Source organism: Kordia zhangzhouensis (assembly GCF_001005305.1).
Taxonomy (GTDB): domain Bacteria; phylum Bacteroidota; class Bacteroidia; order Flavobacteriales; family Flavobacteriaceae; genus Kordia; species Kordia zhangzhouensis.
Genome location: NZ_LBMH01000003.1, coordinates 522,067 through 539,421 on the forward strand (window position 1 = coordinate 522,067; position 17,355 = coordinate 539,421).

The following is a 17,355-nucleotide window of genomic DNA, read 5'->3' on the forward strand; positions in this document are numbered from 1 at the left end:
TCGTTAGTATAAGAAGAATCATAAAGAAGTTGTATGTAGCGTGATTGACAATATTCTATATGATTATCGACTAACAGACATCTGATCACTAAAAACATATTTTACAGATGAAAAAATCAATCTTGATTTTTATTTTTCTATGCACTTCTATAGCTGCATATGCACAACAAACCATTTCTGGAGTTGTAATTGACCAAGAAACAAACGAAGCACTACCATTTGCAAACATATATATATCCAAAAATAAAGGAACTATCACAGATGCAGAAGGAAAGTTCACTTTGCAACTAATTCAGGAAGTCACTTCTATAAAAATTTCTTATATCGGCTATAAAAGTCGCACCATTCCTATTGAAGATAATGTAACTTATCTCAAAATTCGGTTAGAAAAATCGCAAGAGGCTCTTGAAGCTGTTGTCTTATACAATAAAGAAAATCCAGCATTACAAATTATTCGTGATGCCATTGACCACAAAAAAGAAAATGATCCAGAGCGCAAATTGACATCTTTTAAACTGAACTCATACAACAAGTTATTAGTTACTGCCAATCCAGACTCCATTAATGGACAAATTGATTCCGTATACACAAAAAAAGAAGGAAAGCTCGTTTTTAAAGAAGTAGATTCTTCCAACTATAGTTTTAAAAAGGAAATGGAACGCAGCCATATGTACATGACTGAAAAAGTAAGTGAAGTATCATATAGTAAAACCAAAGGAAAAAGAGAAAAGGTTTTAGCTTCTCGCATGGCTGGCTTTAAAGAACCTATTTACGAGCTATTGGGTATAAAAATTCAATCGTTTTCTTTTTACAAGAATGCATATGAACTTTTTGGAACTTCATATGCAGGCCCTTTAGCCAATAATGCCCTAGCAAAATATAATTACAAAATACTAGATACTATAAGCAATAGTAATCGTGAAGCTTATATGATTTACTACAGTCCGAAGAAAAAAGGAAAAACTTCTGGACTAGAAGGTATTTTATACATTGATCGTGATTCTTACGCTTTGCAAAAAGGAATTGCCGAAATAAAAGGTGTGATAGACATAAAAGCTGTTCAAAACTTTGAGTTTCATGAAACATTTGGCGTTTGGTTCCCAACAGATAAAGAAATCATAATCCGAAAAGGAAAAACAGATGACTCGGTTTCTTTATTTGGTGCAACTATTAAAGTAAGTGCAGAGCAACCTCAAGATAGTACTACAACGGTTAGAACCAACAAACAAGATGTAAGTGATTTTGTGTATTTAACCTCTAAAACAAAAAATTTTGACCTTACCATCAATCAGCCTGTTGAAATACATGGACGTGGATTATCAATTGAAATTGATGAAAAAGCACATACCAGAGACGAAAACTATTGGAGTCGATTTCGAACTGATAGTATTTCCAAACGCGGCAGAGAAACGTATATAGTTTTAGATAGTATTATTGAGGAAGAAGGTGTAGAAAAAGATATTTACTTAGCAAGAAAACTATTAAAAGGGTACTATCCTACAAAATATGTTGATCTTGATTTGCGCTACTTAGTAAAATATAATAACTATGAAGCCTTTCGTTTGGGACTTGGTGGCGTAACCAACGCTAATTTTTCACCCAAATACCGCATTAATGGCTATGGAGTATACGGAACACGAGATAAAGATTTTAAATTTGGTGTTGGCGCTGCTGCTCGATTAGACAAACGCACGCAAACTTGGTTTGGAATATCATACACTGACGATCTTGTAGAAACTGGAAGCTCTCGCTTTATTACAGACAAGCGCGCATTCTCACTTTTTGAGCCACGACTATTTAATATTGATCTTTTTTATGAAACAAGGCGCATCACTGCCAATATAGAACATCAAATTACTGCTAAAACACAAGCAAATTTAATGTTTTCAAAGAGCAATGTTGAATCAACATATGATTATGGATTTGTGAATAATGGAGAAATTTACAATTCATACGAACTTACAGAAGCTATTTTCTCCGTTCAATGGAATCCATTTAGCGAATACATGCAAACACGTCATGGACGCACAGAAATCAAAAAAGGATTTCCTCAATTTACATTTCAAGCAACACAAAGTATCAACAATCTTTTAGGTGGCGACTTTAACTTTACCAAGTTAGATTTCCGCATGCTTCACGAAATTCATCCTATAGATAAAGGCGTTACTTCTTTCTTAATGATAGGAGGAATAGGGTTTGGAGATATTCCAATATCACATTTATATCACACGTCTCCTAACAATCCTAATAAAGATGCTTTATTACAGCGTTTTTCAATTGCTGGTAGAAATAGTTTTGAAACCATGTATTTCAACGAATTTTTCTCTGACAAATATGTAATGCTACAAGCAAAGCATCAATTTAAACCTTTTAAAATTAGTAAAGGATTTCGCCCTGAACTAACATTAATTTCAAGATTTGCTATTGGTGATGCTGATAATATTGATCGTCATTTAGGACAAAACTTTAACTCTTTGAAACATGGTTTTTCAGAATCTGGATTCGAAATTAACAAACTCTTTGCTGGTTTTGGGCTCAGTTTCATGTATCGTTATGGCGCATATCATTTGCCAAAATTTGAAGATAACCTTTCATTCAAGTTCACCTATTATTTTAGTTTAGGATTCTAGCTGCCTTCAAACGTTTTTCCTAACTTTGCACGAGCAAAAATGGAACAATGATCAAATGGATTAATACGCGCTTTTGGGCAAGTGTAGCACGACTGATTCTTAGAAATAGAATTGTCATTTTGACACTAATCATCGGAATGACAATATTTTTAGGATCTCAATGGAAAAACATGCGCTTTTCCTATACAGAAGCAAACTTATTACCAGACAATCATCCTGTAAACATTGAATACAACCAGTTTTTAGATATTTTTGGTGAAGAAGGAAACTTAATTATTCTTGCTGTCAAAGATAGCGCATTGTTTACTCCTAAAAATTTCAATGCTTGGAATCGGCTTAGTAAACGGTTTAATGCAAAACCTGAAGTTAGCGCAGTCATCTCTACAGAAAATTTAAAAAAATTAGTCAAAGACCAAGAAAATCAACGATTTGCATTAGAAAATCTAGTTACTGGCGAAATAACAACCCAAGCACAAGTAGATTCTATCCAAACAGAACTTTTTCAAAATCTTCCTTTCTATAAAAGTTTGCTTTTTAATGAGGAAGGAACCGTTCGTACTGCTGTATATTTAGATAAAGAAATCGTAAATACAGCCGTGAGAAAAGATTTTATTTACGACGAAGTTTTACCTATTATAGCCGAATTTGAAGCTGAAACCGGATTAGATCTCCGCGTTTCTGGAATGCCATACATACGAACACTCAATTCACAAAATATTGTGGATGAAATAGGGTTATTTATTGGTGCCGCCCTACTCATCACTAGTTTAATCTTTTTCTTTTTCTTTAGATCTTTCCGTGCCACTTTTATATCGATGATAGTTGTAATTATAGGTGTAATGTGGGCTTTTGGGGTATTAGGACTATTGCATTATGAGATTACGGTATTAACTGCGTTAATTCCACCTTTAATTATCGTCATTGGAATTCCTAACTGTATTTTCTTTATCAACAAATACCAACAAGAAATAAAAAAACACGGAAATCAAGCAAAATCCTTACAACGTGTTATCTCAAAAATAGGAAATGCTACATTGATGACCAATGTCACAACCGCTGCAGGATTTGCCACCTTTATTATCACAGAAAGTAAATTATTGAAAGAATTTGGTATCGTAGCTTCTATAAATATCATTGCTATTTTTATTCTGTCGTTATTAATTATTCCTATCATTTACAGTTTCATGGCACTGCCTAAACAGAAACACTTAAATCATTTAAACAAACGTTGGATTAGTGCTTTTGTGGGTTGGATGGAAAAAATGGTACGTCATCACCGATTTGCTGTTTACATTACCTCTGTAGCACTACTTACACTCAGTATAATTGGAATTTACCAAATTCGAATTTCTGGCAGTTTAATTGAAGATATGCCGCAACGAGCCGACTTCTTTAAAGACATACGTTTCTTTGAAAAAGAATTTGACGGAATCATGCCATTAGAAATCATGATTGATACTGACCGAAAAAACGGAGTCACTAAACTTCCTACTTTAAAAAGGATGGATAAATTAGAAGAGCTTATTGTAGAAATCCCAGAACTCTCACAACCAATGTCTGTTGTAAGTTTAGCTAAATATTCGCGCCAAGCCTACTTTGGTGGTTTACCTAAAAATTACACATTGCCAACCTCTAACGAAAATAGTTGGATTATGGCGTTTGCAGCAAAATCTAAATCAGAAACCAATTTACTTTCTAGTTTCGTAGATTCAACTGGACAATATGCGCGTATCACAACATTTATGAAAGATATTGGCACTGATAAAATGGAGCGTATTCAAGAAAATCTTCAAAACAAAATTGACAATACATTCAAAGGAAAATACAATGTCACACTAACAGGAAAAGCCTTAGTGTTTTTAAAAGGAACCAAGTATTTAGTAGACAATTTAATTATGTCATTATCACTCGCTATCTTTTTGATTTCATTATTTATGGCATATTTATTCAGGTCATTTCGTATGATTTTAATATCATTAGTTCCTAACTTACTTCCGTTATTAATTACTGCTGGAATGATGGGCTTTTTAGGAGTTCCTATCAAACCTTCAACCATTTTGGTATTTAGCATCGCTTTTGGAATCTCTGTAGATGATACCATTCACTTTTTAGCTAAATACAGACAAGAACTAAGAACTAATAACTGGAAAATTAGAAAATCTGTATACGCTGCTTTACGAGAAACCGGAGTTAGCATGTTTTACACTTCTATTGTTCTATTTTTTGGGTTCTCTGTATTTATGATTTCCAGTTTTGGTGGAACTGTCGCTTTGGGCGGATTGGTTTCAGCTACACTTCTTTTTGCTATGTTAGCAAATTTATTATTATTACCTTCATTACTATTATCGTTAGAAAGAAGTATCGCTAATAAACGTGTTTTAAAAGAACCTAATTTTAGAATTCTTCCTGAAAAACCAAAAAAGAAACTTTCAGAGCTAGTTCGCCTAAAAAGTAAAAACAACCAATCAACAGAAGAATAATCTTAGACTAAAAACCAATATAAATACAAAAAATAAAGCCTGAAGCTGTTGGTACAGCGTTCAGACTCTATTAGGTTCCCCCAAACCTACCTTAATTTACTTAATCATTGAAGACAAATTAAGATTACAATTGATTAATAGCCATGACAAATATATGTCAACTTTGGGCTTTTAGACAAGGGGAAAAATCCCCTTTTTAGTGGGTAAATTCCTTTTATTCACCAGTATTTATACGTCTTTACGAATTCTCATACTAAAAAAACATACTCTTCGTACAAATTGAATACACAATTTTAGGAGATGCATGTAATTTTGCATTTGCTATGTCAAATTGAATTCACTAAAAACCATATCAGTTTGTGTCAAAAATTGTCATAGCTCATTTCATAAGTTTTCGTTAATGAACTATATTTGTCGCCTAAATTATTAGAAAGATGAAATCATACACAGTTGCCGAGTTATTGAGTTCGGAAACATTATTACAAGAAGTTACTGTAAAAGGTTGGGTACGCACATTTAGAGCAAATCGTTTTATCGCATTAAATGATGGTTCCACAATACATAATATTCAATGTGTTGTTGATTTTGAAAATACCGACGAAAATATACTAAAACGTGTTGGAACCGGAGCTGCAATCGCTGTAAAGGGAGAATTGATAGAAAGTCAAGGAAAAGGACAAAAAGTAGAAGTTCAAGTTTCTGACATTACTATTTTAGGAGATGCTGATCCTGAAGAAGTCTCTAAAACAGTTATGCAACCAAAAAAACATAGCTTAGAATTTTTACGTGAGCAAGCCCATTTGCGTACACGCACTAGCACATTTAGCGCTGTTATGCGTTTGCGTTCGTCATTATCGTTTGCCATTCATAAGTATTTTAATGACAATGGATTTTATTATATGCATGCTCCCATCATTACGGGTAGTGATGCAGAAGGAGCTGGAGAAATGTTTCGCGTTACGACGTTGGACGCTAAAAACCCACCTCTTAATGAAGATGGAAATGTAGATTATTCTAAGGATTTCTTTGGAAAGGAAACGAATTTGACGGTTTCTGGACAGTTAGAAGCGGAAACCTACGCAATGTCACTTGGTAAAGTGTACACATTTGGTCCTACATTTAGAGCCGAAAATTCAAATACCTCTCGTCACTTAGCAGAATTCTGGATGATTGAACCTGAAGTTGCCTTTATGGACTTAGATGGCAATATGGATTTAGCAGAAGATTTTATGAAATCTGTACTAGGATATGTTTTAGAACACAATGCAGATGACCTAGCATTTTTAGAAGATCGCCTGATTCAAGAAGACAAGAAAAAACCACAGGCTGAACGCAGTGAAATGACATTGACAGAAAAGTTGCGATTTGTAATAGATAACAATTTTAAGCGTGTAAGTTACACAGAAGCAATTGATATTTTACGCAATTCTAAACCTAATAAAAAGAAAAAGTTTAAATATTTGATTAACGAATGGGGAGCAGATTTACAAAGTGAACACGAACGTTTTCTTGTTGAAAAACACTTTAAATGTCCTGTAATCTTATTTGATTATCCTGCAAATATTAAAGCTTTTTATATGCGTTTAAACGAAGACGAAAAAACAGTCCGCGCCATGGATATTTTATTTCCAGGAATTGGAGAAATTGTCGGCGGTTCACAACGTGAAGAGCGTTTAGACGTATTAAAAGAGAAAATGGCTGCTTTAGATATTCCTGAAGAAGAACTTTGGTGGTATTTAGAGCTTAGAAAATATGGAACAGCCGTACACTCTGGTTTCGGACTTGGCTTTGAGCGTTTAGTAATGTTTGTTACAGGAATGAGCAATATTAGAGATGTAATTCCTTACCCAAGAACCCCACAAAACGCAGAGTTTTAAAAATTAAAATAGTTTTCAATTATATAAATAAGCCGCCAACAATATTGTTGGCGGTTTTTTTATGCAAAAAAGTACATTCGCATATAGCACATTACAGCTAAAGTAAATGCGCTCGTATTTTTTGCAGTAAGGCTCAACAAACCAAGGTAGGTTTTTTTATATTTGTGTAACTGTAAAACCCAATATATGATTACTAAAGTAATAAGAACTGTCATTTTAGTGCTCTTTTTAACAAGCTGCTCTAAAAACTCCAATAAAGTTAGTTCAAGTTTGAACTATGAAAAGGGTTTTACACAAACCTTGGTTTATGAAACCAAAACAAGCGCAAACGAAATGGGTTCATTTCAAGAATCCAACGAAATTCAATTTACCTTAGATTCGATTACAAAAGATAGTAATTATGTGTTTACTGGTGTTTTAAAACGAATTAAGTACGAATCTGATATGTTTGGTAGTCAAGAAGGTTTTGACACTGAAGTAATTAAATCAATCAGCACCAAAAAACTAAAAGAAAGTGAGTTGGAAATGTACAATGAAGTCAAAGATTACTTAGACGAAGAATTTACATTACTTACTGACAAATATGGAAAAACGATAAAAGAAGCAGCATTTAAAAATGCTCCTTACAGAAATGCATCCATTGTTTCTCAATTTTCAGCAAGCCCTATTACATTTCCTAAAGAACCTTTGACAGTAGGGACTACTTGGAACTATGAGACTGAAAATCCGTTGTTACCTTCTCAAAAAATGGTGTTCAAATATACAGTAGATGATATTACTGCTGACAAAATCATGATTGATGTCGCAATGACAATTGACGGAATTGGTGGTATGCTTAAAGCTACTACGGCTAATGGGACATATGAAATCGATCGTACTAGCAAACGGTTTCTCTCTGGAGAACGAAAAATGAAATTACAAACAGGTGGCGGAACTGCCACTTACAAAGTTTACGAAAAGAAATAAATTGCTCAGACTTTCAAGCTGGCAAGCTATGTTAGAAAAGATATTATGCTTAAACAACAATTAAATTTTAAATTATCTCAAAAGTTATCGCCTCAGCAAATTCAATTAATGAAATTGATACAGCTGCCTACGCAAGCATTTGAACAACGCTTGAAACAAGAGTTGGAAGAAAATCCTGCATTAGACAGTGGAAAGGAAAAAGTAGATGATTATGACGCCGATCTTTCTAATGAATATGATGATGATTATGGAAACGAATCAATCAGTGCAGAAGATATCAATGTAGATGAATACTTGAGTGATGATGAAATTCCTAATTATCGTTTACAAGCCAATAATTATAGCGCTGACGACGAAGAAAAAAATGTCCCTTATGCATCTGGAACTTCGTTCAATCAACATTTAAAAAATCAATTAAATACGTTTAGACTTTCTGACGAAGATCGTGAAATTGCTGAATTTCTAATAGGAAGTGTTGATGAAAGCGGTTACATCCGTAGACCTATTGAAGATATTGTAGATGACTTAGCATTTACTCAAAATATTTTTACTTCAACAGAAAACATTCACAAGATACTTACTATTGTTCATGAATTGGATCCTGCTGGTGTAGGTGCTCGCAACTTACAAGAGTGTCTTTTAATACAATTAAAGCGAAAAGAACCTACAGAATCTATTGAGCTTGCCATAGATATTTTAGAAAAATCTTTTGAGCATTTTACAAAAAAGCATTATCAAAAATTATTGCAAAAGTTTGATGTTACCGAAGTACAACTTCGCGATGCAATTATAGAAGTTGAACGTTTGAACCCTAAACCTGGAGGTTCGTATGCAGGCAATACAAAAATCATTGAACATATTGTCCCTGATTTTACTATTCGCATTGTAGATGGCGTTTTAGAACTTTCTTTAAATGGACGAAACGCACCAGAATTACATGTTTCGAAAGAATATAATGAGATGCTTAAAGGCTATAAAGATGCTAAAGAGAAAACAAAATCACAAAAAGATGCGGTTTTATTCATTAAACAAAAGTTAGATGCTGCCAAATGGTTCATAGAAGCTATTAAACAACGTCAACAGACACTTTTGGTTACAATGAATGCAATTTTACATTATCAAGAAGAATACTTCCTTACAGGAGACGAGCGCAAGTTGAAACCTATGATTTTAAAAGACATTGCCGATATGATTGATATGGACGTTTCAACAGTTTCGCGAGTTGCCAATAGTAAATATGTAGACACACCTTACGGCACAAAACTGATTAAGGAATTTTTCTCTGAATCTATGAAAAATGAACAAGGAGAAGATGTATCCACTCGTGAAATCAAAAAAATATTAGAGACTGTTATAGAAGATGAGGATAAGAAAAAACCTCTCACAGACGAAAAATTAGCGACTATATTAAAAGAAAAAGGGTATCCAATTGCACGAAGAACAGTCGCAAAATATAGAGAACAGTTAGACATTCCTGTAGCACGACTCCGAAAGAAAATATAGATGCGTATTTTTTTTAACGTTATATCATATATTTTTCATCCTATTTTTATTCCAGTCATGGCAACTATGGGGTATTTTCTTGTTACGCCACGATTGTACGACCGAAAGTTTTCAATAGACGTAACCATTGCCATTGCAATTTTTACAATCTGCATTCCTATTTTGGTTTTTATATTATTAAAACGATTTAAGCTGATTGATTCTGTTTTTGTAAAAGATGTTTCACAGCGAAAAATTCCACTGTATTTATACGTATTACTATTATTCTTGATTATTACAAAGGTTATTCCTCAATCAATTTTTGCAGAATTATTCGATTTCTTTGTAGCTTCTTTAGTATCGGCGCTTATTTGTCTTACTCTTGTTTTGTTTCGTGTAAAAGCAAGTATGCATATGATGGGAATTTCAGGCTTATTGATGTTTCTAATTGTACTAAGCATTACTTATCAACTCAATATTACCTTTGCTTTGAGTATTCTTATTTTACTCATAGGTTTGGTAGGAACTTCACGTTTGTATTTGAAAGCACATACACTTATAGAACTTATACTTGGCTTTTTTATTGGAACCATTCCTCAGCTTCTAGCTATGTATGATTGGTTTCAATCATAGAATATAAAACATTAAACCCACTTTAATTGCACTCATTTCGAAGCGTTCTCCTGTGTTGGTACTCGTTCCGTCTTTAAAAAGTGCATTCAACCCATAATACAAGTGAAAATTCCACGTGTTATATCCTGCACTGAGTGTTAAGCCATAACGGAAACTATCAAAATCATCATTTTGAAATTTAAGCTTTCCACTATCGCCTATAAATTTAGAAATCCCCGAAAACATATATCCCAACTTAAAACCTGCATAAATACGCCAAAATTTATAATCGGTTGCTGTTGAAGTTCTCCAACGAAACTCTATGGGCAATTCTACCTCGTGAGTTCTGTATTTATTTCTACTAAAATTCTCATCTCCGTTAATGACTTCGTAAACAATTCCGTTGTCTGTTTCAGTAGCTTTCAAGTTGTGAAAATAGGAGTTATAGGAATATCCAATTCCAATACCTATTGCCTTATTCCTATTCTCATTTATTGGAAAATCTCTAATAAATCCTAAGTGAATTCCACTTGAAAAATTATTTTGAGAAACCTCACTAGGACGATTTTGGAGTATATTATAGGTTATTCCAATATAAAATTGATCTTCTCTATAATTTTCATCAGGAATTGTATCTAGAATGACTTCTTCTTGTGCATGCAACCATAAAGTTCCTAACAGAAAAGAAAAAAGTATAATTACAAAGTGCTTTGGCGAATAATGCATTAAATTCATTTTTTAATCTTATAAGCAAGATAGTATAAAAAAAGCACTCTAAAAAGAGTGCTTTTTTATCTGTAAAATTTAAGATTTTCTATTTAAGATTTTCACTTACATTACCTTTTCTTGTAGTGTAATTAATCTTTAAAGCATTGATTTCACGAAGTTCTTGTTTGATATCAGATATCAATCCCATATTCGTTTCACCATCTACTTTAAGAGCCGTAATGGCAACATTTCTAAATTCTGGCCCTAGCTCATTATTTAATGTGTTGAACCAATAATCTTTGATTTCAGAAACATCGGCAAATTTATCATTTAACTGAATTTTAGCCTGTGTTCCTACTTCACTACGGTAACGTTCACTTGGTTTTCCTGCATAAATGTAAATCACAGGATCAGTTTTATCAAGTTTTTGCACTTGATCTGCTGCTGGAAACTTTTGTGCTACTTTATAATCATCTTTTTTAAACGTTGTTACCGTCATAAAGAAGAATAATAGCATGAAAACGATATCTGGTAAAGCTGCTGTAGATACTGGTGGCAACTCACCACTTTTTTTCTTTTTAAATTTAGACATAGTAACTACATTTTTTAATTATTAGTTTCTGCTTCAGATATTTTCAAAGGATACATCTCCCTGATCACTTCTAGCTTTGTATTCAATTCCTCCTTTAGAGACTCTCCAGTTTGCGGATGAGCCGCAATAGAATCCATTGATGTATATTTTTGTCCATAAAGCCTCATTGACTCTCTATTACGCAAGAAATTATAAGCTCCTACAAGCTCGTTCTGAACAGAAATAAACGTTTTATATTCTGTTTCTCTATCATTTCTTACAGAGATAATTGCTTTATTAGGATGGTCTGATGAGTCCTCACTTCTTTTTCCTTTGCAATAATTACAAGGCTCACCTTTCTCATTGGTTCCACCACCGTTATCAAGAAAATCGATAGCTGCTTGACGTAAGTCTTTAATTTCCATCAATTCTTCTTCAACCAAAAGATCGTTATTCTTATTTACCAATACTGTAAACAAATTCTTTTGTTTAATGACAGGCGGAACAACTCCTTCTGGCGGAATTGGCGGTAACTTTCTAGTGATACCCGCATCTTCCTCAAAGGTTGTGGTTACTAAGAAAAAGATAAGAAGTAAGAATGCAATATCTGCCATCGATCCTGCATTAACTTCTGGTATGTTTCTTCTTCCCATAATTATTTGTTAAGTGATTTTTTGATTCCAAATCCTACCATCGCTAAAATTGCGACTGCTGCTAAAAAGTAGAACATGTAAATACCTGTTCCTACCAATTTAGATGTGCTTTCATCGATTGAAATTTCACCTACTTGTGTTGGAGATTCACTCGCAGACACATACGATAATATACCGATGATTGCAAAAACTGCCAAAGAAATCAATGATTTCTTTAATGCTTGCGGATTGGTCGCCAAGTTTTTGAGACCAAAAAATAGTGCCAATGCTGCAGTTACGATTACAAGAACTTCTCCTGCAACAATCATTCCATTTCCAGTTGATTTATCCGATAAAATCATCACGTATAGGATAACTCCTATCAGTGCGATAACGGCAACTAAGATTGTTAATATTAATTTTAATGATTTCATATGATATAGTATTGTATAAAGTTGATAGTCTTATTTCTTGTAACGAACTAATAAATCTATTAATGAAATAGATGAATCTTCCATGTCGTTTACAATACTATCAATCTTTGCAATAATATAGTTATAGAAAATCTGAAGTATGATACCTACGATCAAACCAAATACTGTTGTTAATAAGGCTACCTGAATAGAACCTGCAATTAACGAAGCATCAAGTGTACCTGCTGCTTGAATTTGAGTAAAGGCTTGAATCATACCAATTACCGTTCCCATGAATCCTAACATCGGTGCAATTGCGATAAATAAAGAAATCCAAGATACGTTTCTTTCCAATTGTCCCATTTGTACTCCTCCATACGCTACAACAGCTTTTTCAGCATTATCAACACCTTCATCCATACGATCTAATCCTTGATAGAAAATAGAAGCTACAGGACCTTTTGTGTTTCTCGCTACTTCTTTCGCTGCTTCAACACCACCAGTTGCTAATGCATTTTCAACATTGGCTAACAATTTCTTGTTATTTGTTGTTGCCATGTTTAAGTAGATGATTCTTTCAATACATATTGCTAATCCTAAGATAAGACACAACAATACAATTCCCATGAATCCAGGTCCACCCTTGATAAAGTAATCTTTCAATATTTGGTGAAATCCTTGTGACTCTACTGCTGCCTCGTTAGCGTCTTGTGCTACTGCAACACCTACATTTAAAATCGTTAACATGGCTACAGCCATAATAGAAAATCCTTTTTTCATTTCTCTTGAACTTAAATTTTGTTAGTTAATCGGGTTAAAGATATAAAAATTTTACAATTATTTACGATAAATTTCTGCAGAGAGGAAGGGATTCGAACCCTCGATACGGTTGTGCCGTATACACACTTTCCAGGCGTGCGCCTTCGACCACTCGGCCACCTCTCTATATCGTCGGGCAAATAACAAAAAAAAAATTAGTTTTTGAAATATATCTAGTTATTTTTAGGACATTTCACCTCTAATTTGTGTTTCAAACACTGTTTTGAAGTCAGATTTATTTATTTTTCTACCTAAAAGGTACATTAATTTTGCAACAGCCGATTCTGTCGTGATATCTTTTCCACTAATAATTTCAAGGCTTTTAAGCGCTACACTAGTTTCATATTGCCCCATAATTACTCTTCCTCCTGAACATTGTGTAACATTTACAATTATGATTCCTCGTTGCTTTATTTCGTATAAAAAATCCAAAAACCATGCTTCGGTAGGCGCATTTCCTGCTCCATAAGTTTCCAAAATAATAGCTTTTATGCTCGGAGAAGCTAAAAAGCCTTCTATACTAGCGCGCGTTATTCCTGGAAATAGTTTAATTATAGCTATATTATTATCTATTTCTTTATGAACTTTAAATTTTTTATTGTTTGTTGGTCGCCATAAATTTTCTTTAAACACCTTTAAATGCACACCCGATTCTGCCAAAGGCGGATAGTTGAGCGATGCAAATGCTTCAAAATGTTCTGCATTTATTTTTGTAGTTCGATTGGCTCTATATAATTTGTATTCAAAATATAAACCAACTTCAGTAATTTGAGGTTTTCCTTGGTCATCCCATAGCGATGCTATTTGAATTGATGTAATCAAATTTTCTTTGGCATCTGTTCGCAAATCTCCTATTGGCAACTGAGAACCTGTAAATATTACTGGCTTCGCAAGGTTTTCTAACATAAAACTTAATACCGATGCTGAGTAACTCATTGTATCACTTCCATGGAGCACTACAAACCCGTCAAATCGTTCATAGTTTTCCTCAATTATGGATGCCATTTTTATCCAATATTGTGGATTCATATTGGACGAATCAATTGGATCTTGAAAAGCGACTGTTTCTATATTACAATCTAGGTGTGAAAGTTCAGGAATTCGCTCTAAAAGTTTAGCAAAGTCAAAAGCACGCAAAGCACCTGTTGCAAAGTCCTTAATCATTCCAATAGTACCGCCTGTATAGATGAGTAAAATTTTAGGTTGATTCATTTTGATTCTTCATTACATCACCCGATGGCGATATTATTTTTAAGATTTAGATAGAAATTTAGACCCCAAAAACAGCTTTAGAGTTTTCAGTGGTTATTCGAGCAGCATCTTCAGTAGAAATTTTATAAATACTTGCCACCTTCTCTAATACATTTACAATGTAACTGCTTTCATTTCGTTTTCCTCTATATGGTGTTGGCGCCAAATATGGAGCATCCGTTTCTAAAACAATATGTTTTATAGGAATATGTGCTAAAAACTGATCAATTTTTCCGTTTTTAAAGGTAACAACACCTCCTATTCCCAGTTTCATATTATACTTAATTGCTTTTTCTGCATGCTCCTTTGTTCCTGTAAAACAATGAAAAATTCCAAATAACTCTTCTCCTTTTTCTTTTTCTAATACTTCAAAAACTTCATCAAAAGCATCACGACAATGAATCACAATTGGCAACTTATATTTTTTTGCTAATTGTATTTGATATTGAAAAGCCTCTTGTTGTTCTTTTAAAAAAGTTGTGTCCCAATAAAGATCAATCCCTATTTCACCTACCGCATAAAATTTTCGGTTGGTTAATAAGTATTCTACATGTGCCAATTCTTCTTTATAATTTTCTTTTACATGTGTTGGATGTAACCCTGTCATTAGAAACACTTCCTTAGGAAAATCTTTTTCCAATTGAAACATACGTTCTGTATAAGTTGAGTCAATTGCTGGCACGAAAAAACGTTGCACACCACTATCAATGGCGCGTTGCATCATTTCCTTTTGATCTTCTTCAAAAGCTTCACTATATAGGTGTGTATGCGTATCTGTAATTATCATGTCGCAAAAATAGTATTTTAGAGATGAATACAAGTTGTGTATTTTTTAAAAACTTTAGATTTCCTTTGCAATTGACAGAAACTATTGTTTTGATTTGTACTTTCGCAACATCACAACTGAAAACTATATGAAAAAAAGTTTGAGAAAATTTTTGCTTGATAAGGGTTATCAACGAATTAAACTAAATCGTATTAACACTAATCATTATGAAATGAAAGCAAAGATTAACGGTGTTGAAGGAAGTTTTATTTTAGATACTGGTGCTTCTACTTCATGTGTAGGTTTTGAAGCAATTGAAACTTTCAATTTAGTAGCAAAGGCTTCAGAAATTAAAGCCGCTGGCGCTGGCGCCATCAATATGGAAACACAAGTTTCAAAAGGTAATAAAATACGTATTGGGAAATGGACCAAACAACGCGTTGCTTTGGTTTTATTTAATTTAGATCATGTAAATACCGCACTAACGCAACATAAAGCCGAACCAGTTCATGGTATTATTGGCGCAGATATTTTGCGAAAAGGAAAAGCTGTGATTGACTACGACAAGAGCTGCTTGTATTTAAAATAACGCATTTTTATCCCTAAGTTAGATTACACAAAAACACATCCTCTTTACTTATAAAAGCTAGTATGCAGCAAAAAACACGTAATTTTACGTATTGTTTCAAATCTGTATTTTGAAGAATTTTACATCGTTATTAATCAACCCTAATTGTGATGACCTCCCTAACTCAAAACAATAAGCGATTTACCATCCTTTTTACCATACAAGTAATTTTATTGGTGACTGCGTTTTGCATAAATATTTATGCCTTATTATAAAAAAAGCACGATAATTATAGTATACCGTGCTTTTTAAATTTATAATGTTTAGAAAGAATTATAATTCCAATGCCTTTCTCACATTGTTATCCATCAATAATTCTTCTGGGTTTTCTAATGCTTCTTTCACTGCCACCAAGAAACCTACCGATTCTCTACCATCAATAATTCGGTGGTCATATGATAACGCAACGTACATGATTGGACGAATTTCTACTTTACCATCAATAGCAACTGGTCTTTCAACAATGTTATGCATTCCTAAAATACCTGATTGTGGTGGATTGATAATTGGCGTAGATAACATACTTCCAAAAACACCTCCATTAGAGATTGTAAAGGTTCCGCCAGTCATTTCATCTACTGTAATTTGTCCGTCGCGCGCACGCAATGCCAAACGTTTTACTTCTGCTTCTACACCTCTAAAAGATAAGTTTTCCGCATTTCTAATTACAGGCACCATCAATCCTTTAGGTCCAGAAACCGCAATGCTAATATCACAGAAATCATAGCTTATCATTTCTTTTCCATCAATCATAGAGTTTACTGCAGGATATAATTTTAACGCACGAACTACTGCCAACGTAAAGAACGACATGAATCCTAAACTTACACCATGTTTTGCTTTGAAGTCTTCTTTATATTCTTTACGCAACGCAAAAATTGGCGACATATCTACTTCGTTGAACGTTGTAAGCATAGCTGTTTCGTTCTTTGCAGATACCAAACGCTCAGCCACTTTTCTACGAAGCATTGATAATTTTTTACGTTCGCTCCCTCGCGATCCACCAGTTGGTGTTCCCATACTCGGTTGCGCATTTACTGCATCATCTTTAGTAACACGACCATCTTTTCCAGTTCCTTTCACTTCACTAGCATCCATTCCTTTTTCTGCAAGAATCTTTTTAGCTGCTGGCGAAGCACTTCCTGAAGCGTACGTTTTAGCTGGCTCTGCAGCTGCTTTTGGAGCTTCCGCTACAGGTGCCGCTTTTGGAGCTTCATCCTTCTTCTCTTCTTTTGGCGCACTGCTTCCATTTGGCGCTTTTGCACTTGTGTCAATTAAACAAACTACTTGTCCAACCGCTACAGCATCGCCTTCCTCAGCTTTTAAGGTGATTGTTCCACTAGCTTCTGCTGGCAACTCCAACGTTGCTTTGTCTGAATCAACCTCAGCAATTGCTTGGTCTTTTTCAACATAGTCGCCATCTGCTACTAACCATTCTGCGATCTCTACTTCAGTGATGGATTCTCCTGGCGAAGGAACTTTCATTTCTAAAATCATCGTGTTCTATATTTTAGTTTTTA

Annotated in this window: 15 protein-coding genes and 1 tRNA gene; 7 read left to right on the forward strand and 9 right to left on the reverse strand. The window is 33.9% G+C overall.

What is annotated here, in order from left to right; translation table 11 throughout:
* The first annotated feature begins 107 nt into the window (after nucleotides 1-107).
* The 6 genes from AA088_RS05680 to AA088_RS05705 all read left to right on the forward strand — a co-directional run bounded on the left by AA088_RS05680 (nucleotide 108) and on the right by AA088_RS05705 (nucleotide 10,068).
* Nucleotides 108-2,630: a DUF5686 and carboxypeptidase-like regulatory domain-containing protein gene (locus tag AA088_RS05680; protein ID WP_046743970.1), complete on the forward strand. Its 2,523-nt coding sequence runs from the start codon at nucleotides 108-110 to the stop codon at nucleotides 2,628-2,630.
* A gap of 47 nt (nucleotides 2,631-2,677) precedes the next feature.
* A complete protein-coding gene (locus tag AA088_RS05685; RefSeq protein WP_046743971.1) occupies nucleotides 2,678-5,110 on the forward strand; it encodes an efflux RND transporter permease subunit in 2,433 nt (810 codons plus the stop codon).
* A gap of 434 nt (nucleotides 5,111-5,544) precedes the next feature.
* Entirely contained in the window at nucleotides 5,545-6,987 is a 1,443-nt protein-coding gene (asnS, locus tag AA088_RS05690; RefSeq protein ID WP_046743972.1) for an asparagine--tRNA ligase, read from the forward strand.
* Nucleotides 6,988-7,173: 186 nt separating this feature from the next.
* Nucleotides 7,174-7,953 carry a DUF6263 family protein gene (locus tag AA088_RS05695; protein ID WP_046743973.1) on the forward strand — a complete coding sequence of 260 codons (780 nt, stop codon included), beginning with the start codon at nucleotides 7,174-7,176 and terminating at the stop codon, nucleotides 7,951-7,953.
* A gap of 45 nt (nucleotides 7,954-7,998) precedes the next feature.
* A complete protein-coding gene (rpoN, locus tag AA088_RS05700; RefSeq protein WP_046743974.1) occupies nucleotides 7,999-9,456 on the forward strand; it encodes an RNA polymerase factor sigma-54 in 1,458 nt (485 codons plus the stop codon).
* Nucleotides 9,457-10,068: a hypothetical protein gene (locus AA088_RS05705; RefSeq protein ID WP_046743975.1), complete on the forward strand. Its 612-nt coding sequence runs from the start codon at nucleotides 9,457-9,459 to the stop codon at nucleotides 10,066-10,068.
* Here the strand turns inward: AA088_RS05705 and AA088_RS05710 are convergent.
* The 8 genes from AA088_RS05710 to AA088_RS05745 all read right to left on the reverse strand — a co-directional run bounded on the left by AA088_RS05710 (nucleotide 10,063) and on the right by AA088_RS05745 (nucleotide 15,228).
* Entirely contained in the window at nucleotides 10,063-10,773 is a 711-nt protein-coding gene (locus tag AA088_RS05710; protein ID WP_046744164.1) for a porin family protein, read from the reverse strand. The two genes, AA088_RS05705 and AA088_RS05710, sit on opposite strands and share 6 nt — an antisense overlap.
* Nucleotides 10,774-10,861: 88 nt before the next feature.
* Nucleotides 10,862-11,347 carry an ExbD/TolR family protein gene (locus tag AA088_RS05715; protein ID WP_046743976.1) on the reverse strand — a complete coding sequence of 162 codons (486 nt, stop codon included), beginning with the start codon at nucleotides 11,345-11,347 and terminating at the stop codon, nucleotides 10,862-10,864.
* A 14-nt stretch (nucleotides 11,348-11,361) separates the two neighbouring features.
* The gene (locus tag AA088_RS05720; RefSeq protein WP_046743977.1) at nucleotides 11,362-11,979 is read right to left on the reverse strand and encodes an ExbD/TolR family protein; all 618 of its coding nucleotides are present in this window, start codon (nucleotides 11,977-11,979) and stop codon (nucleotides 11,362-11,364) included.
* Nucleotides 11,980-11,981: 2 nt separating this feature from the next.
* Nucleotides 11,982-12,392, reverse strand: a complete 411-nt coding sequence (locus AA088_RS05725; protein ID WP_156168422.1) for a hypothetical protein — start codon at nucleotides 12,390-12,392, stop codon at nucleotides 11,982-11,984.
* A 30-nt stretch (nucleotides 12,393-12,422) separates the two neighbouring features.
* On the reverse strand, nucleotides 12,423-13,151 hold the full coding sequence (locus AA088_RS05730; RefSeq protein WP_046743979.1) for a MotA/TolQ/ExbB proton channel family protein: 729 nt from the start codon (nucleotides 13,149-13,151) through the stop codon (nucleotides 12,423-12,425).
* 77 nt (nucleotides 13,152-13,228) lie between these two features.
* Nucleotides 13,229-13,316, reverse strand: a tRNA-Ser gene (locus AA088_RS05735).
* Between the two features lie 57 nt (nucleotides 13,317-13,373).
* A complete protein-coding gene (locus AA088_RS05740) occupies nucleotides 13,374-14,402 on the reverse strand; it encodes an asparaginase (protein WP_046743980.1) in 1,029 nt (342 codons plus the stop codon).
* 58 nt (nucleotides 14,403-14,460) lie between these two features.
* A complete protein-coding gene (locus tag AA088_RS05745) occupies nucleotides 14,461-15,228 on the reverse strand; it encodes a TatD family hydrolase (protein WP_046743981.1) in 768 nt (255 codons plus the stop codon).
* A 127-nt stretch (nucleotides 15,229-15,355) separates the two neighbouring features.
* Here AA088_RS05745 and AA088_RS05750 point away from each other — a divergent pair, with 127 nt between their 5' ends.
* Nucleotides 15,356-15,796: a retropepsin-like aspartic protease gene (locus AA088_RS05750; RefSeq protein WP_046743982.1), complete on the forward strand. Its 441-nt coding sequence runs from the start codon at nucleotides 15,356-15,358 to the stop codon at nucleotides 15,794-15,796.
* A 312-nt stretch (nucleotides 15,797-16,108) separates the two neighbouring features.
* Here AA088_RS05750 and odhB read toward each other — a convergent pair whose 3' ends face one another.
* A complete protein-coding gene (odhB, locus tag AA088_RS05755; protein WP_046743983.1) occupies nucleotides 16,109-17,332 on the reverse strand; it encodes a 2-oxoglutarate dehydrogenase complex dihydrolipoyllysine-residue succinyltransferase in 1,224 nt (407 codons plus the stop codon).
* Nucleotides 17,333-17,355 lie beyond the last annotated feature (23 nt).